The sequence below is a fragment of the Pseudomonas sp. QE6 genome, from assembly GCF_041379005.1.
In the GTDB taxonomy this organism is placed as follows: Bacteria; Pseudomonadota; Gammaproteobacteria; order Pseudomonadales; family Pseudomonadaceae; genus Pseudomonas.
The window spans coordinates 4,604,208-4,628,757 of record NZ_CP166873.1; the positions used below are offsets into that span (position 1 = coordinate 4,604,208).

The 24,550-nt window shown below is 67.0% G+C and carries 22 protein-coding genes; 6 read left to right on the forward strand and 16 right to left on the reverse strand.

The window, feature by feature from the left end:
• The first annotated feature begins 16 nt into the window (after positions 1-16).
• The 5 genes from ACAW63_RS20970 to ACAW63_RS20990 all read left to right on the forward strand — a co-directional run bounded on the left by ACAW63_RS20970 (position 17) and on the right by ACAW63_RS20990 (position 7,387).
• Positions 17-1,441, forward strand: coding sequence for a sigma-54 interaction domain-containing protein (locus ACAW63_RS20970; RefSeq protein WP_371228361.1), 1,425 nt, complete (start codon positions 17-19; stop codon positions 1,439-1,441).
• A 322-nt stretch (positions 1,442-1,763) separates the two neighbouring features.
• Entirely contained in the window at positions 1,764-3,029 is a 1,266-nt protein-coding gene (locus ACAW63_RS20975; RefSeq protein WP_371228363.1) for an OprD family porin, read from the forward strand.
• A gap of 86 nt (positions 3,030-3,115) precedes the next feature.
• On the forward strand, positions 3,116-4,507 hold the full coding sequence (locus ACAW63_RS20980; RefSeq protein ID WP_371228365.1) for a GntP family permease: 1,392 nt from the start codon (positions 3,116-3,118) through the stop codon (positions 4,505-4,507).
• Positions 4,508-4,566: 59 nt separating this feature from the next.
• On the forward strand, positions 4,567-5,337 hold the full coding sequence (locus tag ACAW63_RS20985) for a 3-hydroxybutyrate dehydrogenase (RefSeq protein WP_371228367.1): 771 nt from the start codon (positions 4,567-4,569) through the stop codon (positions 5,335-5,337).
• Between the two features lie 94 nt (positions 5,338-5,431).
• Positions 5,432-7,387 (forward strand): acetoacetate--CoA ligase, encoded by a 1,956-nt coding sequence (locus tag ACAW63_RS20990; protein ID WP_371228369.1) that lies wholly within the window; start codon positions 5,432-5,434, stop codon positions 7,385-7,387.
• Positions 7,388-7,608: 221 nt separating this feature from the next.
• Here ACAW63_RS20990 and pcaC read toward each other — a convergent pair whose 3' ends face one another.
• From pcaC to ACAW63_RS21035, 9 genes are all read right to left on the reverse strand, one after another.
• Positions 7,609-8,007 carry a 4-carboxymuconolactone decarboxylase gene (pcaC, locus tag ACAW63_RS20995; protein ID WP_371228371.1) on the reverse strand — a complete coding sequence of 133 codons (399 nt, stop codon included), beginning with the start codon at positions 8,005-8,007 and terminating at the stop codon, positions 7,609-7,611.
• Positions 8,008-8,112: 105 nt separating this feature from the next.
• Positions 8,113-8,901, reverse strand: coding sequence for a 3-oxoadipate enol-lactonase (gene pcaD, locus ACAW63_RS21000; protein ID WP_371228373.1), 789 nt, complete (start codon positions 8,899-8,901; stop codon positions 8,113-8,115).
• 10 nt (positions 8,902-8,911) lie between these two features.
• Positions 8,912-10,222 (reverse strand): 3-carboxy-cis,cis-muconate cycloisomerase, encoded by a 1,311-nt coding sequence (locus ACAW63_RS21005; RefSeq protein ID WP_371234737.1) that lies wholly within the window; start codon positions 10,220-10,222, stop codon positions 8,912-8,914.
• Positions 10,223-10,421: 199 nt separating this feature from the next.
• Positions 10,422-11,627, reverse strand: coding sequence for a 3-oxoadipyl-CoA thiolase (gene pcaF / locus ACAW63_RS21010; protein WP_371228375.1), 1,206 nt, complete (start codon positions 11,625-11,627; stop codon positions 10,422-10,424).
• Positions 11,624-12,406, reverse strand: coding sequence for a CoA-transferase subunit beta (locus ACAW63_RS21015; protein WP_371228377.1), 783 nt, complete (start codon positions 12,404-12,406; stop codon positions 11,624-11,626). The genes pcaF and ACAW63_RS21015 overlap by 4 nt, the downstream gene beginning before the upstream one ends.
• Positions 12,403-13,254 carry a CoA transferase subunit A gene (locus ACAW63_RS21020; RefSeq protein ID WP_371228379.1) on the reverse strand — a complete coding sequence of 284 codons (852 nt, stop codon included), beginning with the start codon at positions 13,252-13,254 and terminating at the stop codon, positions 12,403-12,405. The genes ACAW63_RS21015 and ACAW63_RS21020 overlap by 4 nt, the downstream gene beginning before the upstream one ends.
• Positions 13,255-13,613: 359 nt before the next feature.
• Positions 13,614-14,546, reverse strand: coding sequence for a catechol 1,2-dioxygenase (gene catA / locus ACAW63_RS21025; protein ID WP_371228382.1), 933 nt, complete (start codon positions 14,544-14,546; stop codon positions 13,614-13,616).
• Between the two features lie 47 nt (positions 14,547-14,593).
• Complete coding sequence (gene catC / locus ACAW63_RS21030) at positions 14,594-14,884, reverse strand: muconolactone Delta-isomerase (protein ID WP_015477003.1); 291 nt, start codon at positions 14,882-14,884, stop codon at positions 14,594-14,596.
• Positions 14,885-14,899: 15 nt separating this feature from the next.
• Positions 14,900-16,021 (reverse strand): muconate cycloisomerase family protein, encoded by a 1,122-nt coding sequence (locus tag ACAW63_RS21035; RefSeq protein ID WP_371228386.1) that lies wholly within the window; start codon positions 16,019-16,021, stop codon positions 14,900-14,902.
• 148 nt (positions 16,022-16,169) lie between these two features.
• On the opposite strand from ACAW63_RS21035, the gene ACAW63_RS21040 reads away from it, so the two are divergent.
• On the forward strand, positions 16,170-17,042 hold the full coding sequence (locus tag ACAW63_RS21040) for a LysR family transcriptional regulator (protein ID WP_371228389.1): 873 nt from the start codon (positions 16,170-16,172) through the stop codon (positions 17,040-17,042).
• A gap of 18 nt (positions 17,043-17,060) precedes the next feature.
• Here the strand turns inward: ACAW63_RS21040 and ACAW63_RS21045 are convergent, their stop codons facing one another.
• From ACAW63_RS21045 to ACAW63_RS21075, 7 genes are all read right to left on the reverse strand, one after another.
• Positions 17,061-17,822 carry a 1,6-dihydroxycyclohexa-2,4-diene-1-carboxylate dehydrogenase gene (locus ACAW63_RS21045; RefSeq protein ID WP_371228391.1) on the reverse strand — a complete coding sequence of 254 codons (762 nt, stop codon included), beginning with the start codon at positions 17,820-17,822 and terminating at the stop codon, positions 17,061-17,063.
• A gap of 12 nt (positions 17,823-17,834) precedes the next feature.
• Positions 17,835-19,163 carry an MFS transporter gene (locus tag ACAW63_RS21050; RefSeq protein WP_371228394.1) on the reverse strand — a complete coding sequence of 443 codons (1,329 nt, stop codon included), beginning with the start codon at positions 19,161-19,163 and terminating at the stop codon, positions 17,835-17,837.
• A 151-nt stretch (positions 19,164-19,314) separates the two neighbouring features.
• On the reverse strand, positions 19,315-20,325 hold the full coding sequence (gene benC, locus ACAW63_RS21055) for a benzoate 1,2-dioxygenase electron transfer component BenC (protein ID WP_371228397.1): 1,011 nt from the start codon (positions 20,323-20,325) through the stop codon (positions 19,315-19,317).
• 93 nt (positions 20,326-20,418) lie between these two features.
• Complete coding sequence (gene benB, locus ACAW63_RS21060; protein WP_371228399.1) at positions 20,419-20,904, reverse strand: benzoate 1,2-dioxygenase small subunit; 486 nt, start codon at positions 20,902-20,904, stop codon at positions 20,419-20,421.
• Positions 20,904-22,271 carry a benzoate 1,2-dioxygenase large subunit gene (benA, locus tag ACAW63_RS21065; protein ID WP_371228402.1) on the reverse strand — a complete coding sequence of 456 codons (1,368 nt, stop codon included), beginning with the start codon at positions 22,269-22,271 and terminating at the stop codon, positions 20,904-20,906. The genes benB and benA overlap by 1 nt, the downstream gene beginning before the upstream one ends.
• 150 nt (positions 22,272-22,421) lie before the next feature.
• Positions 22,422-22,865: a cupin domain-containing protein gene (locus ACAW63_RS21070; protein WP_371228405.1), complete on the reverse strand. Its 444-nt coding sequence runs from the start codon at positions 22,863-22,865 to the stop codon at positions 22,422-22,424.
• 677 nt (positions 22,866-23,542) lie between these two features.
• Positions 23,543-24,496 (reverse strand): AraC family transcriptional regulator, encoded by a 954-nt coding sequence (locus ACAW63_RS21075; RefSeq protein ID WP_371228408.1) that lies wholly within the window; start codon positions 24,494-24,496, stop codon positions 23,543-23,545.
• Positions 24,497-24,550 lie beyond the last annotated feature (54 nt).

Genomic DNA, 24,550 nt, shown 5'->3' on the forward strand with positions numbered 1-24,550 from the left:
CGCGCACGGCCCGCCCATGACCGCTACCGACAGCCTCAAGGACTACCCCAGCGTCCGCCAACTGGCGATCCGTTCGCTGTTCGAGATCTTCGAGCAGTTCAGCGAAGGCACGCTGATCGTCGACCGCGAGGCGCGCATCGTCTGGATCAACCAGCGCTACGCCCAGCGCTTCGGCCTGGACAACGCCGAGCAGGCCATCGGCCGGCCGGTGGAACAGGTGATCCCCGGCAGCCTGATGCGCGAAGTGGTCAATAGCGGCCGGCCGATGCTGCTGGACATCCTCGACATGGCCAAGGACCCGCTGGTGGTCATGCGCGTGCCGATCCGCGATGACTCAGGCGTTGTCATCGGCGGCATCGGCTTCGCCCTGTTCGATGAGCTGCGGGCGCTCTCGCCGCTGCTCACCCGCTACCAGCGCATGCAAGCCGAGCTGGCCTCCACCCGTTCGCTGCTGCAGGCGCGTCAGGCCAAGTACAGCTTCGGCCACTTCATCGGCACCAGCCCGGCCAGCCTGGAAGTGAAGCGCCGCGCCCGCCGTGGCGCCGCCAGCGAGGCACCGATCCTGCTGCTGGGTGAGACCGGCACCGGCAAGGAGCTGCTGGCCCACGCCATCCACGCGTCATCCCCCCGTGCGGACAAGCCCTTCGTCAGCATCAACGCCGCCGCCATTCCCGAGACCCTGCTGGAAGCCGAATTCTTCGGCACCGCGCCGGGCGCCTTCACCGGCGCCGACCGCAAGGGCCGCGCCGGCAAGCTGCAGATCGCCCAGGGCGGTACGCTGTTCCTCGACGAGATCGGCGACATGCCGCTGACGCTACAGAGCAAGCTGCTGCGCGTGCTGCAGGAAAAGGAATTCGAGCCGGTGGGCTCCAACGAGGTGCTGCGCAGCGACATCCGCCTGATCGCCGCCACCTCCATCGACCTCGACGCCGCCGTGCGCGAGGGGCGTTTCCGCGCCGACCTGTTCTACCGGATCAACGTCCTGCCCATCGAGATTCCGCCGCTGCGCGAACGCCTGGAGGATCTGCCGGCACTGTGCGAAGCCATCCTCGACGGCCTGCGTGACGACCGCCAGACGCTCTACGAGCTGGACGCCGGCGGCCTTGCGCTGCTCGCCCGGCACGCCTGGCCGGGCAACGTGCGCGAGCTGCGCAACCTGCTGGAACGCACCGTGCTGCTGGGCGACCGTCCGCAGATCGACGCCGCCGCCCTGCGCTCGGCGCTGGGTGAGCTGCAACCGCTGCCGGCTACCTCGGCAGCGCCAGCCGCCAAGCTGGCCGAAGGACAGGACTTCTACGCCGCGCGGGACGCCTTCGAACGCGAGCTGATCGCCAATACCCTGACCGAGCATGGCGGCAACGTCGACGCGACCGCACAGCGTCTGGGCCTGGGGCGCTCGACGCTGTACAAGAAGATGGCGGCGCTGGGCCTGCAAGCCTGACCTGCCAATCCCAAAACAGAGACAAGTCTCAAAAAAGAGACAAACCGATTACCCTCAATTTCACCGAATCCCTGGTCAATCCCGCCGTAATTCCGTCTCTATTCGGAGACAAGCGCTGCCTCCCGACACTCCGCGCTCTCAAAATAAGGCTTTAAAATCAAATAGTTACAATCCTGGCACGGTCCTGGCTATGTCGCTTCTCGCGGCCTTCGAGCCGCACAGCCGACATAACAACAATCAACGCTGCCCGAACGCGAACAGACCCAGCGGACACCACGGCCAGTCCCGCTTCGCACACGGCGCCGCGCCAGGAGATCACCCGATGAGCCGCTCCACGCTCAATCATGCCGCCGTTATCACCGCCCTCGGCTCCACCCTCGCCCTCTCGCCCCAGGCCTTCGCCGAATTCATCGCTGACAGCAAGGCCAGCGTCGAGCTGCGCAACTTCTACTTCAACCGCGACTTCCGCCAGGACAACGCCGCGCAGTCCAAGCAGGAAGAGTGGGCCCAGGGCTTCCTGCTGCGCTACGAATCCGGCTACACCGAAGGCACCATCGGCGTGGGCGTGGACGCCCTCGGCCTGCTCGGCGTAAAGCTGGATTCCAGCCCCGACCGTGCCGGCTCCGGCCTGCTGCCTCGGGACAAGGAGAAGGTCAACGGCGCAGCGGACGACTACAGCGAACTCGGCCTGACCGCCAAGCTGCGCGCCTCGAAAAGCGTGCTGAAGATCGGCACCCTGCTGCCCAAGCTGCCCACCGTGCTGGCCAACGATTCGCGCCTGCTGCCGCAGACCTTCGAAGGCGCCCACCTGAACTCCACCGAGTTCGCCGGCCTGACCTTCGACGGCGGCCGCCTGCGCCAGGTGAGCCAGCGCGACTCGTCCAACCGCGAGGACATGACCGTCACCAGCGGCAGCGCACGCGGCATCGTCGCCACCGACAGCAGCGACCAGTTCGACTTCGCCGGCCTGAGCTACAAGTGGACGCCGCAGCTGACCACCAGCTACAGCTACGCCAAGCTCGACGGGCTCTACGACCAGCACATCGTCAACCTGGTGCACGTCCTGCCCATCGCCGCCGGCCAGGCGCTGAAGACCGATCTGCGCTATGCCCGCTCCGACGACGACGGTCACAGCAACGTCGACAACCGCGCCTTCGGCGCCATGCTCACCTACACCCTGGGCGGCCACGGCTTCGGCGCCGGCTACCAATCGATGAGCGGCGACACCGGCTTCGCCTACATCGGCGGCACCGATGCCTTCCTGGTCAACTTCGTGCAGATCGGCGACTTCGCCAACCGCGACGAGAAGTCCTGGCAGGCCCGCTACGACTACGACTTCGCCGCCCTCGGCATTCCCGGTCTGACCTTCATGACGCGCTACCTGTCCGGCGACAACATCGACCTGGGCGCGAACAGGCCCGAAGGCGAGGAATGGGAGCGCGATACCGACATCGGTTACGTGGTGCAGAGCGGCCCGCTGAAGAACGTCGGCGTGAAGTGGCGCAATGCGGCGGTGCGTTCCAGCCATTTCGGCAACGATCTGGACGAGAATCGCCTGATCCTCAGCTACGTGCTGCCGCTCTGGTAATCGCCTGAGCGCCTGATCGTCAAGCAAGCCCACTACAACAAGAATGACGCGCGGCCCGGGGCCGCGCGACAACTGGAGATACTTCGATGAGCGTGGTCATCGCCCTTGCGGCCCTTGCCCTGCTGATGCTCGCCGCCTACCGCGGCTACAGCGTGATCCTCTTCGCCCCCATCGCCGCGCTGCTGGCGGTGCTGCTGACCGACCCGTCCGCCGTGGCGCCGGCCTTCACTGGCGTGTTCATGGAGAAGATGGTCGGCTTCGTCAAACTCTACTTCCCGGTGTTCCTGCTCGGCGCAGTGTTCGGCAAGCTCATCGAGCTGTCCGGCTTCTCGCGCTCCATCGTCGCCGCCGCCATCCGCCTGCTGGGCACCCGCCAGGCGATGCTGGTGATCGTGCTGGTCTGCGCCCTGCTCACCTACGGCGGCGTGTCGCTGTTCGTGGTGGTGTTCGCGGTCTACCCCTTCGCCGCCGAGATGTTCCGCCAGAGCGACATTCCCAAGCGACTGATCCCGGCGACCATCGCCCTGGGCGCGTTCAGTTTCACCATGGACGCCCTGCCCGGCACCCCGCAGATCCAGAACATCATCCCCACCGCCTTCTTCAACACCACCGGCTGGGCCGCGCCCTGGCTGGGGCTGATCGGTAGCCTGTTCGTATTCACCGTGGGCATGCTGTTCCTCCGCCGCCAGGCCGGCAAGGCACGCGCCGCCGGTGAAGGCTACGGCACTGAGCTGCGCAACGAGCCGGAGACCGCCGACGACATCAAGCTGCCCAACCCGCTGCTGGCGCTCTCGCCGCTGGTGCTGGTGGGCGTCGCCAACCTGCTGTTCACCCACTGGATTCCCCAGGTCTACGGCACGACCCACAGCCTGCAGCTGGCCGGCATGGCCGCGCCAGTGGCCAGCGACGTGGCCAAGCTGACCGGCATCTGGGCGGTGCAGGCGGCGCTGCTGCTGGGCATCCTGCTGGTGCTGGTGACCAGCTTCGCGGTGATCCGCAGCAGGATCGCCGAGGGCAGCAAGACCGCCGTGTCCGGCGCGCTGCTGGCGGCCATGAACACGGCGTCGGAATACGGCTTCGGCGCGGTGATCGCCTCGCTGCCGGGCTTCCTGGTGCTGGCCGACGCGTTGAAGAAGATTCCCGACCCGCTGGTCAACGAGGCCATCACCGTCACCAGCCTGGCCGGCATCACCGGCTCGGCGTCGGGCGGCATGAGCATCGCCCTGGCGGCCATGTCCGAGCAGTTCATCGCCGCCGCCCACGCCGCCAACATTCCGCTGGAAGTGCTGCACCGGGTCGCCGCCATGGCCTCCGGCGGCATGGACACCCTGCCGCACAACGGCGCGGTGATCACCCTGCTCGCGGTCACCGGCCTGACTCACCGCGAAGCCTACAAGGACATCTTCGCCATCACCCTGATCAAGACCCTCGCGGTGTTCGTGGTGATCGGGACCTTCTACGCCACCGGGATTGTATAAGCCGGTTGTTTTCAAGCGGGCGCCGCGCGGCGGCCGCCCCCGTTCCAGAGGAAATTTGCATGACACTCAAGGGCAAGACCGCACTGGTCACCGGCTCCACCAGCGGCATCGGCCTGGGCATCGCCGCCCGGCTCGCACAGGCGGGCGCCAACGTGGTGGTCAACGGCTTCGGCGACATCGACGCGGCCGTGCGCGAACTGTCGGTACACGGCACGCGCATCGGCCACCACGGCGCGGACATGGCGCTGCCGGAACAGATCGCCGAGATGATCGCCTATGTCGAGCGCGACTTCGGCGCCCTCGACATCCTGGTCAACAACGCCGGCATCCAGCACGTCGCGGCGCTGGAGAACTTCCCCGTGGAGCGCTGGAACGCGATCATCGCCATCAACCTCTCCTCGGTGTTCCACACCACGCGCCTGGCGCTGCCGGGCATGCGCCAGCGCGGCTGGGGACGCATCCTCAACATCGCCTCGACCCACGGTCTGGTCGCCTCCTCCGGCAAGAGCGCCTACGTGGCAGCCAAACACGGGGTGATCGGGCTGACCAAGACCACCGCCCTGGAAACCGCCACCACGGCCATCACCTGCAACGCCATCTGCCCCGGCTGGGTGCTGACACCTCTCGTCCAACAGCAGATCGATGCGCGCATCGCCGCCGGCGCCAGCCCGGAGCAGGCGCGCCACGAGCTGCTGGCCGAGAAGCAGCCGTCGCTGGAGTTCGTCACTGCCGACCAGCTCGGCGAACTGGCACTATTCTTGTGTAGTGAGGCCGCCGCGCAAGTCCGGGGCGCAGCCTGGAACATGGATGGTGGCTGGGTCGCGCAATGACCTGAGGGTTCCTACGGCGCTTCGTGACATGATGCGTAGGCACCGTCCGTCGGCGGTGTCCTTCGCCCACAAGAACCAGCTGGAGTCGTAGTCGATGAACCAGGCGCTCTGGAGCCCCTCCCCCGAACGCATCGCCGCCACCCGCATGGACGCCTTCCGACGCAAGGTGGCGCAGGAGCACGGGCTGGACCTTCCCGACTACGGCGCCCTGCATGCCTGGAGCATCGCCGAGCGCGAGGCGTTCTGGCTGGCCATCGTCGATACTTTCGGCGTGCAGTTCCACGAAGCGCCCAGCGCAGTGCTCGAAGAAGGTCCGGAGATGCCCGATGCGCACTGGTTCCCCGGCGCCACGCTGAACTTCGCCGAACACCTGCTGCGCCGCCGCGATCATCACCCCGCGCTGATCGCCATCAGCGAGGACGAACAGCGCGAGGTGCTCAGCCATGCCGACCTGGCCGCCCAGGTCGCCGGCCTGCAGCTGGCCCTGCGCGAGGCCGGCGTGGGCGTCGGTGACCGCGTGGCGGCGTTCATGCCCAACACCTGGCAGACGGTGGTCGGCATGCTCGCCACCACCAGCCTGGGCGCCACCTGGTCGAGCTGCTCGCCGGACTTCGGCACCCAGGGGGTGATCGACCGCTTCGGCCAGATCGAACCCAAGGTGCTGATCGCCTGCGCCGGCTACCGCTACGCCGGCAAGACCCTGGACCTGACCGCCAAGCTCAACGAAATCCTCGCCCAGCTGCACAGCCTGGAGCAGTTGGTGATAGTCCCCTACGCACGCCCCGACGCGCGGCCGGGCGACTATCTGACCCTGGCCCGGGTCGACCTCTGGCAGGACTTCTACCAACCCGGCGGGGAACCGGTGTTCACCCCGGTGCCCTTCGACCACCCGCTGTACATCCTGTATTCATCCGGCACCACCGGCGTGCCCAAGTGCATCGTCCATGGTACCGGCGGCGTGCTGCTGCAGCACTTGAAGGAACACGGCCTGCACGCCGACCTGAGCAGCGCGGACACGCTGTTCTACTACACCACCTGCGGCTGGATGATGTGGAACTGGCTGGTCTCGGGCCTGGCCCAGGGCGCGAGCCTGGTGCTCTACGACGGCTCGCCCTTCCACCCCGGCCCGGAGCGGCTGATCGACCTGATCGATGCCGAGGGCATCAGCGTCTTCGGTACCAGCGCCAAGTACATCGCCGCGCTGGAGAAGGCCAACGTGCGGCCGCGCCAGACCCACTCGCTGGAGCGCCTGAAGGCCATTCTCTCCACCGGCTCGCCGCTGGCCCACGAGAGCTTCGACTACGTCTATCGCGACATCAAACCCGACCTCTGCCTGTCGTCGATTTCCGGTGGCACCGACATCGTCTCCTGCTTCGCCCTGGGCAACCCCGCCGCGCCGGTGTGGCGTGGCGAACTGCAGTGCAAGGGGCTGGGGATGGCGGTCGAGGTCTGGGACGACGCGGGCAAGCCGGTGCGGGGCGAGAAAGGCGAGCTGGTCTGCGTGCGGCACTTCCCGTCGATCCCGGTGGGCTTCTGGAACGACGAGAACAACGAGAAATTCCTCGATGCCTACTTCGCCACTTTCCCCGGCGTCTGGGCCCACGGCGACTATGCCGAGGAAACCGAGCACGGCGGCCTGGTGATCCACGGCCGCTCGGATGCCGTGCTCAACCCCGGCGGCGTGCGCATCGGCACCGCGGAAATCTACCGCCAGGTGGAGAAGATCGAGCAGGTGCTGGAGTCCATCGCCATCGGCCAGGACTGGCAGGGCGACGTGCGCGTGGTGCTGTTCGTGCGCCTGCGCGAAGGCGTCGTGCTGGACGCTGCCTTGCAGGAACGCATCCGCCAGACCATCCGCGCCAACACCACCCCGCGCCATGTGCCGGCAAAGATTCTGGAAGTGGCGGACATTCCGCGCACGTTGAGCGGCAAGATCGTCGAGCTGGCGGTGCGCAACGTGGTGCACGGCCGACCAGTGAAGAACACCGATGCGCTGGCCAATCCGCAGGCGCTGGAGTTGTTCAGGGATCGGAAGGAGCTGGACAGCTAGAGGGCTTCATCCAGACCCATCGTAGGGCGTACAACCGTTCGCGGTTGTACGCCGATACACCTGTCTCATCGCTCACTTCATGGTCGAGCTTGGCCAATGGCCCCCAGCTCAACCTTGAGCGAGACAGGATCAAGGCCAATCGGCGTATAACGCGGAGCGTTATACGCCCTACGGGAACAGCGCCGCCCGGATGCGTGGTCCGGGCGGCGCCTTCGCGGACGTCAGGCGTCGTCCAGCGACTCGGTGCCCAGCTCGTCCCACACCGCCTCGGCGAGGTGGAAAGTGGCATTGGCAGCGGGGATGCCGCAGTAGATCGCGCTCTGCAGCAACACTTCCTTGATCTCCTCGCGGGTCACTCCGTTGTTGCGCGCGGCGCGCAGGTGCAGCTTGAGTTCGCCCTCGCGGTTCATGCCGATCAGCATGGCGATGGTGATCAGGCTGCGGGTGTGGCGCGGCAGGCCGGGACGGGTCCAGATGTCACCCCAGGCGTGGCGGGTGATCATTTCCTGGAATTCCTCGTTGAAGGCAGTGCGGTTCTGCAGGCTGCGGTCGACGTGAGCATCGCCCAGCACCGCGCGGCGGACCTGCATGCCGGCTTCGTAGCGTTCTTTTTCGTCCATCTCAAACTCCGGATCAGGGTCTGTAGGAGCGAGCTTGCTCGCGAACAATCACCGTTGCGGGACTAGGTTCGCGAGCAAGCTCGCTCCTACGAAAAGCAAAAGCCGTTATGCGCGCAGGAAGGCCAGCACGCGCTGGCTGAAGGCGTCGCCGGCCTGCACGTTGGACAGGTGCGCGGCGCGCAGCTCCACCAGCTCCGCCCCGGGAATGCGTGCCTGCAGGAAGCGGCCGTCTTCGGTGGTCGTCACCGGATCGGCGGCGCCGCAGACCACCAGGGTCGGCGCCGAGATCGCGCCGATCTCGCCGCGGAAATCGGCATCGCGTACAGCCGCGCAGTTGGCCGCATAACCTTCCGGCGAGGTCTGCGCCAGCATGCCGACGATGGGCTCTACCTTGCCCGGATAGCCTTCCGCGAAGTCGGCGGTGAACCAGCGCGAGATCGACGCATCACGCAGGTTGCGCATGGCCTCGGCGCCGCCACTGAGCACGGTTTCGATGCGCGGATTCCAGACTTCCGGGGTGCCGATCTTGGCGGCGGTATTGCACAGCACCAGACGCGAGAGGCGCTCCGACGCATGGATGCCCAGCCACTGGCCGATCAGGCCGCCCATGGACAGGCCGCAGAAATGCACGCGCGGGATATCCAGCGCATCCAGCAGGGCCAGCACGTCGCGGCCGTTCTGCTCGATGCTGTAGGGACCGGGGGTGACCAGCGAGGCGCCATGGCCGCGGGTGTCATAGCGCAGCACGAGGAAGTGTTCGGTGAAAGCCGGAATCTGCGCGTCCCACATGTGCAGGTCGGTGCCCAGGGAGTTGGACAGCACCAGCACCGGAGCGCCAGCGGGCCCTTCAAGCAGGTAATTCAGGTCGCCATCGGCGAGACGTACGGCAGGCATGCAAAGGCTCCTATCGCAAAACTTGGTTATGTTCGGCCAGCGCGCGCTCGACCCAGCGGCGCGCCTGGCCCAGGTAATGGGCGGGATCGAGCAGGCGATCCAGTTCCTCGACATTCAGCTGTGCGGCAACCTCGGCATTGGCGCCGAGCACCTCGCGCAGGTGCGCGCCCTCCTTCACCGCCTGCTTGCAGCATTGCTCCACCAGATGGTGCGCGGCATCGCGGCCGATGCGCTGGGCCAGGGCGATGCTCACGGCTTCGGCGAGCACCAGCCCGCGAGTGAGGTCGAGGTTCGCCAGCATGCGCTCGGTATCCACTTCCAACTCCGGCACCAGCACCAGGGCCTGTTGCAGCGCGCCGGATACCAGGCAGCACAGCTCCGGCAGGCTTTCCCATTCGGCGTGCCACAGGCCGAGGCTGCGCTCATGCTCCTGGGGCATCGCGGAGAACAGGGTCGCGACCAATCCCGGTGCGCGGGTGGCCGCGCCGATCAGCACGGCGGCGCTCACCGGATTGCGCTTGTGCGGCATGGTGGAAGAACCACCCTTGCCCGGCGCGGAAGGCTCGAAGACTTCACCGGCCTCGGTCTGCATCAGCAGGCTGAGATCACGGCCCAACTTGCCGAGGCTGCCGGCGATCAGGCCGAGCAGGCTGGCGAATTCCACCAGGCGGTCGCGCTGGGTGTGCCAGGGTTGCTCGGGCAGTTGCAGATGGAGTTCCTGCGCCAGCGCTTCGGCCACGGCGAAGCCCTGGTCGCCGAGCGCGGCGAGGCTGCCGGAGGCGCCGCCGAATTGCAGGCACAGCAGGCGTGGCTTGAGTTCGTTCAGGCGCTGGCGATGACGGGTAATCGCACCCAGCCAGCCGGCGATCTTCATGCCGAGGGTGACAGGCGTGGCGTGCTGCAGCCAGGTGCGACCGACCATGGGCGTGCCGGCGTGGGCCTGTGCCTGGATGGCAAGTGCGTCTGCCAACTGGGTGAGATCGTTTTCCAGCAGCTCGATGGCGGCGCGCAGTTGCAGGACCAGCCCGGAGTCCATGGCGTCCTGGCTGGTGGCGCCCAGGTGCACATAGCGCTCGGCTTCTGCATCTTCGCTGGCAATACGTCTACCCAGCGCCTTCACCAGCGGAATCGCGGAATTGCCGGCGCTGCAGATGGCCTGGGCCAGGGCGTCAAAATCGTAGAGTTCGGCTTGGCAGGCGGCGGCGATGGGCGCCACGGCGCAGGCCGGTATCACACCGACGCGGGCCTGCGCACGGGCCAGCGCAGCCTCGAAATCGAGCATGCCCTGCACCCGGCCGTGGTCGCTGAAGATCGCGCGCATGGCGGGCTGGGTGAAGTAGGCGTCGAACAGGTGGTTGGTGCTCACTGGGCGGCTCCGGAGATCGGCAGGCGTAGTCGGACAGTATGACCGGAGAGGAGGACTCTGTAGGAGCGAGCTTGCTCGCGAACACCCCCCGCTGCAGAGGCGGGTTCGCGAGCAAGGGCTAGGCGTCCCCCTCGATCCTACGAAGAACGAAGAGCTATACGCGCTCGACGACCAGCGCCACGCCCTGCCCTACGCCCACGCACATGGTGCACAGGCCGAGCTTGCCGCCGGTCTTCTGCAGCTGGTGCACAGCGGTCAGCACCAGGCGCGCACCGCTGGCACCCAGCGGGTGACCGAGGGCGATGGCGCCTCCGTTGGGGTTCACCCGTGCGTCGTCATCGGCGATGCCGAGTTCGCGGGTCACCGCCAGGCCCTGCGCGGCGAAGGCTTCGTTCAGCTCGATGACGTCGAACTGGTCCACCGACAGGTTCAGCCGCTCCAGCAACTTGCGCACCGCCGGGACCGGGCCGATGCCCATCACCCGCGGAGCGACGCCGGCGCTGGCCATGCCGAGCACTTTCGCGCGCGGCGTCAGGCCGTGTTTCTTCACGGCGTCGGCGCTGGCGAGGATCAGCGCCACGGCGCCGTCGTTGACGCCCGAGGCGTTGCCGGCGGTGACAGTCTTGCCTTCACCGTTGACCGGCTTCAGCTTGGCCAGCGCTTCCAGGGTGGTGTCCGGGCGCGGGTGTTCGTCGGTGTCCACGACTGTCTCGCCCTTGCGGCCCTTGATCACCACCGGGACGATTTCCTCGGCGAAGTAGCCGTTGGCCTGGGCGACGCCGGCGCGCTGCTGGCTGCGCAGGGAGAACGCATCCTGGTCGGCGCGATTGACGTGGTACTCGTCGGCCACGTTGTCGGCGGTCTGCGGCATGGCATCCACGCCGTACTGCGCCTTCATCAGCGGGTTGATGAAGCGCCAGCCGATGGTGGTGTCCTCGATCTTCTGGCCGCGGCCAAAGGCGCTGTCGGCCTTGCCCATCACGTAGGGCGCGCGGGACATGGATTCCACGCCGCCGGCGATGACCAGCTCGGCCTCGCCACTGGCGATGGCGCGGAAGGCGGTGCCCACCGCGTCCAGGCCCGAGGCGCACAGACGGTTGAGGGTCACACCCGGCACGCTTTCCGGCAGGCCCGCCAGCAGCAGCGCCATGCGCGCCACGTTGCGGTTGTCCTCGCCGGCCTGGTTGGCACAGCCGAGGTACACCTCGTCCAGCGCGGCCCAGCCGACCTGCGGGTTGCGCTCCACCAGTGCCTTCACCGGCACGGCGGCGAGGTCGTCGGCGCGCACGCCGGAGAGCGAGCCGCCGAAGCGGCCGATGGGCGTGCGCACGGCATCGCAGATGAAGACTTCGCGGCTCATTCCTCACCTCCCAGTTGACCATGGGCGGCGGCGGTGCGGGCTTCCAGGGCGCGCAGGGCTTCCAGCTCGACTTCGGTCGGCGCGACGGTCTCGGCCACCTGCTCGGCGAAGCGAATCGCCCAGCCGGTGTTCTCGATCACCTGCTCGCGGGTCACGCCCGGATGCAGCGAGGTGACGATGAATTCGTTGCTGCCCGCTTCCGGCTCCATGATGCAGAGATCGGTGATGATCGCCACCGGGCCTTTTCCGGGAAGGCCCAATTGCTGGCGGTGATCGCCGCCCTCGCCGAAACCGACCGAGGTGATGAAGGCCAGCTTGTCGACGAAGGTGCGGTGGGACTGCTTGAGGATGATCAGCACTTCCTTGGCGGAACCGGCGATCTCCGGCGCGCCGCCGGCGCCGGGGAGGCGCACTTTCGGCTTGTGGTAGTCGCCGATGACGGTGGTGTTGATGTTGCCGAAGCGGTCGACCTGGGCGGCGCCGAGGAAGCCGACGTCGATGCGCCCGCCCTGCAGCCAGTAGCGGAAGATCTCGCCGGTGGGCACCACGGTGTCGGCGGTTTCCGCCAGCTCGCCGTCGCCGATGGACAGCGGTAGCACGCTGGGCTTGGCGCCGATGGGGCCGGATTCGTAGATCAGGACCACGTCAGGCGATGCGGTCAGGCGCGCGAGGTTGGCGGCCTTGGACGGCAGGCCGATGCCGACGAAGCAGACCGCGCCGTTCTTCAGGCGGCGGGCGGCGGCCACGGTCATCATTTCATTGGTGCTGTAGGCGCTCATTGCTTGGCCTCCGCGAGCTTGGCTTTGAACTCAGAGAAGTCTTTCGTGCCGCGGATATAGGTGTCGATCCAGGCGTTGAAGGTGTTGCGGTCGCGGGCGATCGGGTCCCAGGCCTGGTAGAAGCGGTTGTCGCGCTCGGAGTAGCCGTGGGCGTAGGACGGATGCGAACCGCCGGGCACCAGGCAGACGGCGGACAGCGCCCAGGTCGGCAGCACGCAGGCGTTCATCGGCGCGTTCAGGTCGTCGACGATTTCCTCGACCGTGACGATGCAGCGCTTGGCAGCCAGGGCGGCTTCCTTCTGTACGCCGAGGATGCCCCACAGCAGCACGTTGCCCTTGCGGTCGGCCTTCTGCGCGTGGATCACGGTGACGTCCGGGCGCACCGAAGGCACGGCGGCCAGTTGCTCGCCGGTGAACGGGCACTCGATGAACTTGATGTTCGGGTTGACCTTCGGCAGGTCGGAACCGGCGTAGGCGCGCAGCACGGCGAACGGCAGGCCCGAGGCGCCGGCGACGTAGGAGTTGGCGAGGTCGGCGTGGCTGTGCTCGTCGATCTCAAGCTCACGCGGCCAGCCCTTCTCCACCGCGTCACGCAGGCGATGCAGCGAACCGACGCCGGGGTTGCCGCCCCAGGAGAAGGTCAGCTTGCGCACGCAGCCGGCGCCGATCAGCAGGTCGTAGACCAGGTCGGGCGTCATGCGCACCAGGTGCAGGTCTTTCTTGCCCTGGCGGATCAGCTCGTGGGAGGCAGCGGTCGGGATCAGGTGGGTGAAGCCTTCGAGGGCAACGGTGTCGCCGTCGTGGACGAAGCGCTCGACCGCTTCGCGGAGAGTCAGGAGTTCAGCCATTTTCGGTCTCGTTCTGGTGGTCTGTGCCGATGGGAAAACACTACCGTCGGGGGGATGGACGAACAATGCGATAATCGACTATTGGTGCGAATATCGAACACTTCTCTTAGGGGGCTAACGGACATCGAGGCGCTCGGTGGCAGCCCCAAAACGCAGGAGCGGACTCCGTCCGCGATAGCCCCGAGCACAAGAGCATCGCGGACGGAGTCCGCTCCTACGGGTGTTCCGGGTGGGCGTGGCGCTATCGGCGGGCGGATCTGTTGTAGGAGCGAGCTTGCTCGCGAACCCGCCCAGCACCGGAGCGGCCGTATAGCTTGGTTCGCGAGCAAGCTCGTTACAGGGTCAGCACCGCGCGGGACTCACGCTTCCTGCAGCGCGCGGGGACGGTTGCTGCGGTCTTCGGCGTCGGCGCTGACCGCCTGCTGTAGCTGGAAATCGAACTCGATCTCGGCGAAGCGCCCTTCCACGCCGCGCGCCTTGGCCGCTTCCGCGTCCTCGACGAAACGCACCTCGCCGACCAGCCCGTCGCGCGTCGCGTAGGCGAAGTCGTCCCACAGGTACTGGTCGCCGGCCAGGTTGATCTGCGTAGTCAGGTGGCGATGCCCCGGCGCGGAGATGAAGAAGTGGATGTGCGCCGGGCGCTGGCCGTGACGGCCGAGCTGATTGAGCAGTTCCTGGGTCGGGCCATCCGGCGGGCAGCCGTAGCCGCTGGGTACGATGCTGCGCGCCTTGTAGCGGCCTTCGGCGTCGGTGACGATGCGCCGGCGCAGGTTGTACTCGGATTGGGTGCTGTCGAAGTACGAGTAGGTACCCTGGGTGTTGGCGTGCCAGAGGTCGACCACCGCACCCGCCAGCGGCTTGCCCTGCGGATCGAACACGCGCCCGGAAAGGAACATCACGGTGCCCGCGTCCTTGCCGTCGTCCATGCGCGCTTCGCCCTCGGACAGCGGTGCGCCGGCCACGTACAGCGGGCCTTCGATGGTGCGCGGGGTGCCGCCGCCGATACCGGCCGCCGCGTCCTGGGCATCCAGCAGCAGGTCGAGGTAGTGCTCGATACCCAGGCCAGCAACGACCAGGCCGGCTTCCTGGCGGGCGCCGAGGCGATTGAGGTAATCCACCGCCTTCCAGAACTCGTCGGGGGTGACGTTCATGTCTTCGATGAGCCTGGCGGTGTCCTGCAGGATGCGCAGGACGAGGTTCTTCACGCGCGGGTTACCCTGATCGTTCAGGGCGCCGCTGGCCTCTTCGAAGAACTTCTGGATGTCGGCAGTCTGGGAAATCTTCACGGTCATGATGCGGTCCTCAAGTCTTGTTCTTGTCGAGTCGTACGGAACGAAAATCAGCGGTCGTCAGCGTGGATCGAGGACGGATGGCGGCAGAGCCCGTCGACCTCGATGTCCATGTAGGGGAACAGCGGCAGCTGCATCAGGGTGTCGTGCAGCTCCTCGACGCTGGCGAGGTCGAACACGCTGTAGTTGGCGTAGTGCCCGGCGATGCGCCACAGGTGGCGCCACTTGCCCTCGCGCTGCAGGCGCTGGGCCAGTTCCTTCTCGTCGGCCTTGAGCTGGGCGGCCTTGGCCGGGTCCATGTCGACGGGCAATTTCACGGTCATCTTCACGTGGAACAGCATTGGGATTTTCCTCCGTTAGTGGCGGGCGAAATGCTTCAGGCGCTCTTCGTCGAGCGTCAGCCCCAGGCCGGGCGTGCGCGGCACGTGCAGCTGGAAGTCGCGGTAGACCGGCGGCTCGGTGACGATTTCTTCGGTGAGCAGCAGCGGGCCGAACAGCTCCGTGGCCCAGGTGAGTTTTTCCAGGGTGAGGAAGGCGTGGGCCGAGGCCAGGGTGCCGACCGCACCTTCGAGCATGGTCCCGCCGTAGAGCGCGATGCCGGCGGCTTCGGCAATCTGCGCGGTGCGCAGCACGGCGCGCGGGCCGCCGTTCTTGGCGATCTTCAGGGCGAAGATGCTGGCGGCGCCGTCGGCGGCGAGGCTGAAGGCATCGGCCACGCTTTCGATGGATTCGTCGGCCATGACCGGCGCCGGGCTGCGCTGGTTCAGGCGCACCTGGCCGCTGCGGTTGATGCGCGAGATGGGCTGCTCGATCAGGTCGATGCCGCTCTCGCCGAGTACCTGGCAGCCACGGATGGCCTGGGACTCGTCCCAGCCCTGGTTGACGTCCACGCGCACGCTGGCGCGCTCGCCCAGGGCCTGCTTGATCGCCACCACGTGCCGGAGGTCCTGCTCCAGCGGGTTGGCGCCGATCTTCAGCTTGAAGATGCGGTGACGGCGAATGTCCAGCATCTGCTCGGCTTCAGCGATGTCGCGGGCGGTGTCGCCGGAGGCCAGGGTCCAGGCCACTTCCAGGCTGTCGCGTACGCGGCCGCCAAGCAGCTCGCTGACCGGCAGGCCGAGGCGCTTGCCCTGGGCGTCGAGCAGCGCGGTCTCCACCGCCGAGCGGGCGAAGGTGTTGCCCTTGATCGCCTTGTCCAGGCGCTGCATGCAGGCGTTGATGTTGCTGGCGTCCTGGCCCTTGAGCAGCGGCGCGAAGTGCGCGTCGAGGTTGGCCTTGATGCTTTCCGGGCTCTCGTTGCCGTAGGCCAGGCCACCGATGGTGGTGGCTTCGCCGATGCCTTCGACGCCGTCGGAGCAGCGCAGGCGGAGGATCACCAGCGTCTGCTGTTGCATGGTGTGCATGGCCAGCTTGTGCGGGCGGATGGTCGGCAGGTCGACGATGATCGACTCGATGCGTTCGATGACGGGGCTACTCATGGACGGCGTTCCATTCTGGGATTGCTGGATGAATCGGGCTGCGCAGTGGCGATACCCGAAAGGTCTTTTCACGGTTGAGGAAGGATTGCGCTGGGCCCTGCGGCCAGTCCAATATCGTTGCCATCTTGTTGCATACCCTGGAGGTATCATGGAGCTGAGACACCTGCGCTACTTCCGCGAAGTGGCCGGCACCCTCAACTTCACCCGCGCCGCCGAGCGCCTGCACATCGCCCAGCCGCCGCTGAGCCGACAGATCCAGCAGTTGGAAGAACTGCTCGGCGTGCCGTTGCTGGAACGCGGCCGCCCGCTGCGTCTGACCGACGCCGGGCGCTACTTCCACGAGCAGACCGGCACCCTGCTGGCGCAGCTGGAGAGCATCTGCGAGAGCACCCGGCGCATCGGCCGCGGCGAGCGCCAGTGGTTCGGCATCGGCTTCGCGCCCTCGACGCTGTACGACGGCCTGCCTGAGCTGATCCGCGAGCTGCGCGGCGACGCCGGGCTGGAGCTGGGCCTGCAGGAAATGACCACGGTGCAACAGGTCGAGGCGCTGAAAAGCGGGCGTATCGACATCGGCTTCGGGCGCATCCGCATCGACGATGCGGCCATCACCCAGCAGGTCCTGCGCGAGGAGCCGATGGTCGCGGTGCTGCCCGCCGGACACCGTTTGCTCGGTGCGCCACTGAGCCTGGAGCAATTGGCCGGCGAGGACTTCGTGCTCTACCCCGCCAACCCGCGCCCCAGCTACGCCGACCACGTTCTGGCGCTGTTCGCCAACCACGGCCTGAGCGTGCGCGTGGCGCAGTGGACCAACGAATTGCAGACCGCCATCGGCCTGGTCGCCGCCGGCCTGGGCGTGGCGCTGGTGCCGGCGTCGGTGCAGCAACAGCACCGCGCCGATATCGGCTACGCCACGCTGACCGACGCCGAGGCGGTCTCGCCGATCATCCTCAGCCAGCGCCGCGGCGACGTCAGCGCGCCGCTGCAACGCTGCCTGCAGCTGATCGGCGCGAGCCTGCCCTGAGCGGTTCATGGCGGCGCCTCAGCCCAGGTCGCCGCCACCCACCGGCAGGGTCACGCCGGTGATGTAGCTGGCTTCATCGGAGGCGAGGAAGAGGATCGCACCGACCTGTTCGTCGATGCTCCCGTAGCGCTTCATCAGGCTGCTGCTGACGGTCTGGTCGACGATCTGCTGGTACCAGCCCTTCTCCTGCTCACTCTGCTGCGCGGTATTGCGTGGAATGCGCCGGGGCGGCGCTTCGGTGCCGCCGGGTGCGGTGGCGTTCACCCGTACGCCGCGCTCGGCGGTCTCGAAGGCCAGGCAGGCGGTCAGCGCGTTCACTCCGCCCTTCGCCGCGCCGTAGGGCACGCGGTTCACCCCGCGGGTGGCGATGGAGGAGACGTTGACGATGGCGCCCGCACCCTGCTCCAGCATCGGCACCAGCGCCGCGCGGCAGCACCAGAGCGTGGGGAACAGCGAGCGGCGCACCTCGGCTTCGATTTCCTCTTCGGCATAGTGTTCGAAGGGTTTGGCCCAGATGGTGCCGCCGACGTTATTGATGAGGATGTCGAGGCGACTGAAACGCGCGAGCGCCTGGTCGACCACCCCCTGGCAATCGGCGAAGCGTTCCAGGTCGGCGGTCAGGGTGAGCACTTCGCCGGCGTCCTGCAGTTCATGGACAATCTCGGAGCGGTCCACGGCGATGACCTTGGCCCCCTCTTCCACCAGCCGCTCGGCAACGCGCCGGCCGATACCCTGGGCGGCGCCGGTGACGAGGGCGGTCTTGTTGTTGAAACGGGACATGATGTTCTCCTGTCAATGCGCGGCCACGAGGCCGCCCGAAGGCTTCTCGCTGCCGCGTATGAGGGCCACGGCGACCAGCGCCAGCAGCAGGGGGACGGCCAATGCCAGATAGAAGCCGGCGACGCCGCCCCATTCGAGGAAGGTTCCGCCCAGGGCCGAGCCGATGATGGCGCCCACGCGGCCCAGGCCGATGGCCCAGCCGGTGGCGGTGGCGCGCAGGCTGGTCGGGTAGGCGGAAACCACCAGGTAGTTGAGGGCGATCTGCTGCCCGCCGATGCCCAGGCCCGCGGCGCCCACCAGCAGGAACACCAGCGTCCAGTTGTCACCGCTCAGGGACAGGCCGAGGCTGACCAGCACGCCGAGGGCGAACAGGCCGAGCAGCACGTTGCGGGTATTCAGGCGCGGCAGCAGGATCGACAGCGGGATGGCGCAGAGAATGAACACCGCGTTGACCGTGACGGTGCCCAGCGGCGCCTGTTGCACCGGCAGGCCGGCGGTCTTCAGCACGGTGGGCAGCCAGGAGAGGAACATGAACCAGGCCACCCAGTTGAACAGGTAAGTCAGCCACACGGCGAGGGTGTTGCGTGCCAGCCCCGGCCCGAACAGGGCACGTACGCTGGTGCGGGTGGCGGCTTCCGGTACGCTGAAGCGCACGTCATCGGCGAGCGGCCGCGAACTGATGCGCGCGAGAATGCGGCGTACCTGCGCCGTCTCGCCCGAGCGGCTGGCGAGGAACTGCAGCGATTCCGGCAGCGCGAAGTACAGCCCTGCCAGCAGCACCAGCGGCAGCAGCCCGCCGGCGAGGAAGATGCCCTGCCAGCCGATCAGCGGCATGACCTGGGCGGCAAGCAGCCCGCCAAGCATGGCGCCCGCCGGCAGGCCCAGCAGGATGCCGGTGACGATGGCGCCGCGCAGACGCGCCGGGCCGTACTCGGAGGCCAGCGCCAGCAGCACGGGCGTGGCGCCGCCCATGCCGAGGCCGGCCAGGAAACGCAGCACGAGGATCTGCTCGGCACTGGTGGCGAAGGCCGTGGCCAGCGTGGCGAGGGCGAACAGCGCCACCGCGCCCATGACGGTGGGACGACGGCCGAAGCGGTCGCCGAACAGACCCAGCGCCATGGCGCCGAGGGCCATGCCGACGATGCCGGCGCTGAGGATCGGCGCCAGGCCGCCGGTGGACAGCTTCAGGCTCTCGATGATCGCCGGGCCGGTATAGGCAATGGCCTGGGTATCGAAGCCATCGAAGATGGCGACCAGGAAACACAGGACGAACACCCGCCACTGGAAGGAACTCAAGGCGGCGTGATCTATCACGTCGGGTATGTTGCACGTCTGGCTCATGGGGTCTCCGCTGCGAGGGCGATGCCTCGCTGATTGTTGTTATTCAGGCCCGGCAAGGGCCCAACCCGGAGGCTAGGGCGCGGTGGCATTGAGGAAAAATACTTTGTCGGCATGCCTGCATACCCAGCGGGTATGCAGGCGTGTTCCGGGCTCAGGCGGCGCTGGCCGCAAACTTCTCGTAATAGAAATTCGCCGGTGTGACGCCCTGCTCGCGGATGTACTGACTCACCGCCTCGACCATCGGCGGCGGGCCGCAGAGGTAGATGTCCACCTCGCCATCGTTCAGGTGCGCCGGCGTGATGTGCTGGGTGACGTAGCCCTTGCGCGGGTAGCTGCTTTCCGCGCTGGCCACGCAGGCGCTCCAGGTGAAGTTGGGGATGCGCGCGGCGAAGGCTTCCAGGCGATCCAGTTCCACCAGGTCGAAGTCGTGGGTGACGCCGTAGATCAGATGCAGCGGATGCTCGCTGCCGCGTTCGGCGATCTGTTCGAGCATCGCGGTGAAGGGCGCCAGGCCCGTACCGCCGGCCAGCAGCAACAGCGGGCGCCTGATCTCGCGCAGGTAGAAGCTGCCCAGCGGGCCGGCCAGGGTCATGGCGTCGCCGGCCTTGGCCAGGCCGGTGAGGAAGCTGCTCATCAGCCCGCCCGGCACGTTGCGGATCAGGAAGCTGACTTCGCCGTCCTTCTGCAGCGAGCTGAAGGAATAGGCGCGGGTCTGTTCGCTGCCCGGCACCTGCAGGTTGACGTACTGCCCGGGCAGGAAGGCCAGCTTGCCCAGGGCTTCGCCCTTGATCGACAGCGAAATGGTGCTCTCGGAGAGCTGGCGCACCGCGCTGATGCTCGCCTCGAAACTGGCCTGGGCGGTCTTGCAGACCTGCGAGGAAGCCGGCACGCGCACCACGCAGTCGCTCTGCGCGCGCATCTGGCAGGTGAGCACGTAGCCCTGGGCGGCTTCGTCCTCGGTCAGCGCGTCCTCGATGTAGTCCTGGCCCAGGTCGTAGCGGCCGGCTTCGGCGAAGCACTTGCAGGTGCCGCAGGCGCCATCGCGGCAATCCAGCGGGATATTGATGCCCTGGCGGTAGGCCGCGTCGGCCACGGTTTCGCTGGGGCTGGCGTCGATGAAGCGGGTGACGCCGTCTTCGAAATTGAGTGCGATCTTGTTCATTTCATTCGCCTCAAAAACGCGGCTTGAAGCGTCGCGAGCGCCGGCCGGGCAAGACGGAGCACGGGCAAGCGCAGCAGCTTCACGCCGCGTTTTTCAGATGTGGTAGATATCGATGACCTGCCTGACGTAGTCGTTCTTCAGGACCACCTTCTTCGCCTTCACCAGCGGCTGCTCGCCGCGCACGTCGAGGGTGTAGAAGCTGGTGCCGAAGTAGCTGTCGACCGTCTTGTAGCGGAAGCTCAGGGTGTGCCAGTTGAAGCGCACCTGGCACAGGCCGTCGTCCTCGCCGAGCACCTCGATGTTGCTCAGGTTGTGTGAGGTGCGGGTGTCCGGCAGGGTCGCGCTGGAGCGCTCGGTCTTGATGCGGAACACGCGGTCTTCCAGACCGCCCCGGCTGCCGTACCAGATCAGCGAGATCTCCCGCTGCGGGTCTTCGGTGAGCTGGTCGCGGTCGTCCCAGGCCGGCATCCAGAAAGTGGCGTCGGCGGCGTACAGTTCCAGCCAGGCGTCCCAGTCCTTGTCGTCCAGGTAACGGGCTTCGCGATAGAGAAAGTCGCGCACGGTCTCGTATCGGCTCATCACACGCCCTCCTCTTTCAGCGCGATGCGATTGGCCTGCTCGGCGGCCAGCGCGTCGATCATGATCTGCTGCCAGTACTGGTGCTGCAGCACGAACAGGCCTTCGTCCTCGGTGCGCACGCCGGAGAGCGCCGGCGCCAGGTCGATTTCCCGTGCCGCATCGTCGGCACCCTGCACCCAGTGCTTCGCCCCGCGCGACATGTCGTTCCAGCCGCTGGCGCTGCCCTGGTAGGCCTGCTGGCAGGAGCGGAATTCCTCCAGGTCGTCCGGCGTGGCCATGCCGCTGACGTTGAAGAAATCCTCGTACTGGCGGATGCGCTGGGCGCGCGCCTCGGCACTCTCGCCCCTGGGCGCGATGCAGTAGATGGTGATCTCGGTGCGGTTGACGTCGATGGGCCGCGCGATGCGGATCTGCGAGCTGAACTGGTCCATCAGGTAGACGTTGGGGTACAGGCAGAGGTTGCGCGAGTTCTCGATCATCCAGTCGGCGCGAGCCTGGCCATGGTCGCGGACCAGTTCGTCGCGGCGCTCGAAGGCCGGGCGCGCCTCGGGGTTGGCCCAGCGGGTCCAGAGCAGCAGGTGGCCGTGGTCGAAGGAGTAGAAACCGCCACCCTGCTTGGCCCAGCCGCCGGCGCTCATGGTCTTCACCTCGGCGCCCGCCTCGCGCTGCTGGCGCTGGTTCTGGGTGGCGGCGTAGTTCCAGTGCACGGAGCTGACGTGGTAGCCGTCGGCGCCGTTCTCGGCGGTGAGCTTCCAGTTGCCTTCGTAGATGTAGCTGGAGGAGCCGCGCAGCACTTCCAGGCCTTCGGGGGACTGGTCGACGATCATGTCGATGATCTTCGCCGACTCGCCCAGGTGCTCCACCAGCGGCTTGACGTCGGCCTTCAGGCTGCCGAAGAGGAAGCCGCGGTAGGACTCGAAGCGCGCCACCCTGGTCAGGTCGTGGGAGCCTTCGCAGTTGAAGCCTTCCGGGTAGCCGGCCTCGGCCGGGTCCTTGACCTTGAGCAGCTTGCCGGAGTTGTTGAAGGTCCAGCCATGGAACGGGCAGGTGTAGCTTGCGCGGTTGCCGGACTTGTGCCGGCAGAGCATGGCGCCCTTGTGGCTGCAGGCATTGAGGAAGGCGTTGAGCACGCCGTCCTTGTTGCGCGCGATGAAGATCGACTGGCGGCCGATCATGGTCGTCAGGAAGTCGTTCTTCTCGGGGATCTGGCTTTCATGGGCGAGGTAGACCCAGTTGCCTTCGAAGATGTGCTTCATTTCCAGGTCGAACAGGCGCGGGTCGGTGAACATCTCCCGCCGGCAGCGGTAGACGCCCTTCTCGGGGTCTTCTTCGAGCAGTGAACGCAAGTAGTCGATACCCAGGGACATGGCCGGGGCCTCCGTTGTTATTGTTCAGGCAGGCTCAGGTTATGGCTGGGTTGGCGGGGGCAATATCCGCTTTGTGCAGAGTGCTATCCAGTTTCTGCAGGCAGGAGAGGCAGGAGAGCTGGCGACCCCGAGGAGCCGCCAGGCGGGAGCTCAGAGGTGGAAGACGACGCCGTATTCGCCGGCGACCTGCACGGTCTTCGGAACATCCACCGGGCCGGGCGGCACCTCGCGATCCAGTGCGCGGAACATCTCGATGGCCTGGCTGCCGGCGCCGGTGACTTCGAGCATCTCGCCACCGCCGGAGCCGAAGTTGAAGCCGTGGAGGGTGCCGGCGGGGATATGGATCAGGGTGCCGGCGTGGCAGGCGGCAGTGCGCCCGGCAACGGTGAAGAGCACCTCGCCCTGCAGCACGTAGAAGGACTCGTCCCAATCGTGGGTATGCAGCGGCGGACCGGCTCCTTCGCCGCCCGCCTGATAGGTGATCCGTTGCGCCGCCGAATCGGTATCGGACACCAGGACGTTGATGCGGATACCGACGACGTTGAGGGCCGGGCTGCGTTCGCCCGGGTCGAGAATGAACGGGTTGGAACTCATGGACATGGCCTCCCCTGGGGCGGCGCAAAATGCACACGCCTCTTTTCAGTAGAGTTCATCGGCGAAGGCCAGGCGGGGAATCGGAAGAGCGGCAGGGGCCGTCCGGAGCTTGGGGCTTTCGTAGGAGTGGATCTTATCCGCGATGCGCCGGCAAGGCCGGCGCCAGGGACGTCGCCGCGCAAACCAAGGAAGTCACCTTGGGCGCCCTATTCCGTCGCGATGGATTTCGCGGACAAGGGCTAGGCGCCCCCGTCTCTCCTACGGGGAATACCGTGCCGTGCGGTTCGCGAGCAAGCTCGCTCCTACGAAGAGTCCATATCTCCGGCTTTTGCTCTGAAGACTTCCAGTGAAACATCCGCGCACTCCGAACGGCCCCGTTCAGGAGGCCGAGTGGAATCGGAGTTTCAGGGGTTGAGCGGCATGGATGCCGCGAGAGCGTCGTTGGGCCAGGGATGGCCCGTCGACGCGTGCCCTGAAACTTCGATGGAGCGAGGGCATTTTTCGCCTAAGCGAAAAACCGGATGACAGGGGCAAGACCTTTGCCTTCTTTGGGGCGTTTGCCAAAGAAGGTCGCCCGAGGGGGCGAAACAAGAAGTCCACGCGCACGCCGAAGCGGCGCTGAAACAACCAACCCGAAGCAAGAGCATCGCGGACGAGTCCGCACCTACGGCTCCGAGTCAGACGCGACGCCTGAGCGTCTCCGACGGCAGCTCGCCGAACTGCTGGCGATAGCTCTCGGAGAAGCGCCCCAGGTGCAGGAAGCCATAGTCCAGCGCCAGCTCGGTGACGCTGCGCACCGGGCACGCCGGGTCGCCCAGGCAGGCGCGGATGCGCTCCAGCTTCAGGCGGCGGATGTACTGGCGCGGCGTGCTGCCGGCCTGGCGCTCGAACAGCGCATAGAGCGATCGCAGGCTCATGGACGCCTGGTGGGCCAGGGCCTCGATGTCGATGTCCTCGCGCAGGTGCCCCTCGATGTAGGCCTCGATGCGTTCGAAGGAGGCGCTGGCGCCGGCGATGGGTTCGCGGCTGACGTTGGTCTTGAGCAGCGTCAGCAGCTTGCTGGCGACGATCTGCTGGTAGTGCTCGTCGACCCGAGCCAGGCGCTCGCTGGCCTCGGACTCCTGGCAGACCATCGACAGCAGGTTGACGAAGCCTTCCAGCTCGCCCAGCTGGTAGCGGTTCTCGGTGAAGCGCACGCCGGCGCGCGGATGGCTCCAGCGCTGCTCGGCGCAGATGGCTTCGAGCAGCGTCACCGGAATCTTCAGGATGAATTTCTCGCAGTCGTCCGAGTAGGTCAGGTCGACCGGATCGTCCGGGTTGATCAGCAGCAGCTCGCCCGGGGCCAGGTAGTGCTCCTGGCGCTGGCCGCGCCACAGGCAGTGACCGCGGAGCAGGATCTGCAGGTGGAAGATGCTTTCCAGCGCGGGTGAAGTGACGCGCACCGCGCCGCCGTAACTGATGCGGCACAGGTCGAGGTTGGCGAAGCGCCGGTGGTTGAGGCTGGCCTGCGGATGCCCGTGGGCCGGCAGGCGCAGGTCGTGGGTGCCCACATGCTGGTTGACGTAGCCGGACACCGCGTAGGGGTCGGCGCGTTCGAACACTCGGCTACGTTCGCTCAGCAGGCTTTGCATGCAAGGGCACCAGGGTTGTTGTCAGTGGCCACGGTCTGCGCCGCGGTCGCTCCA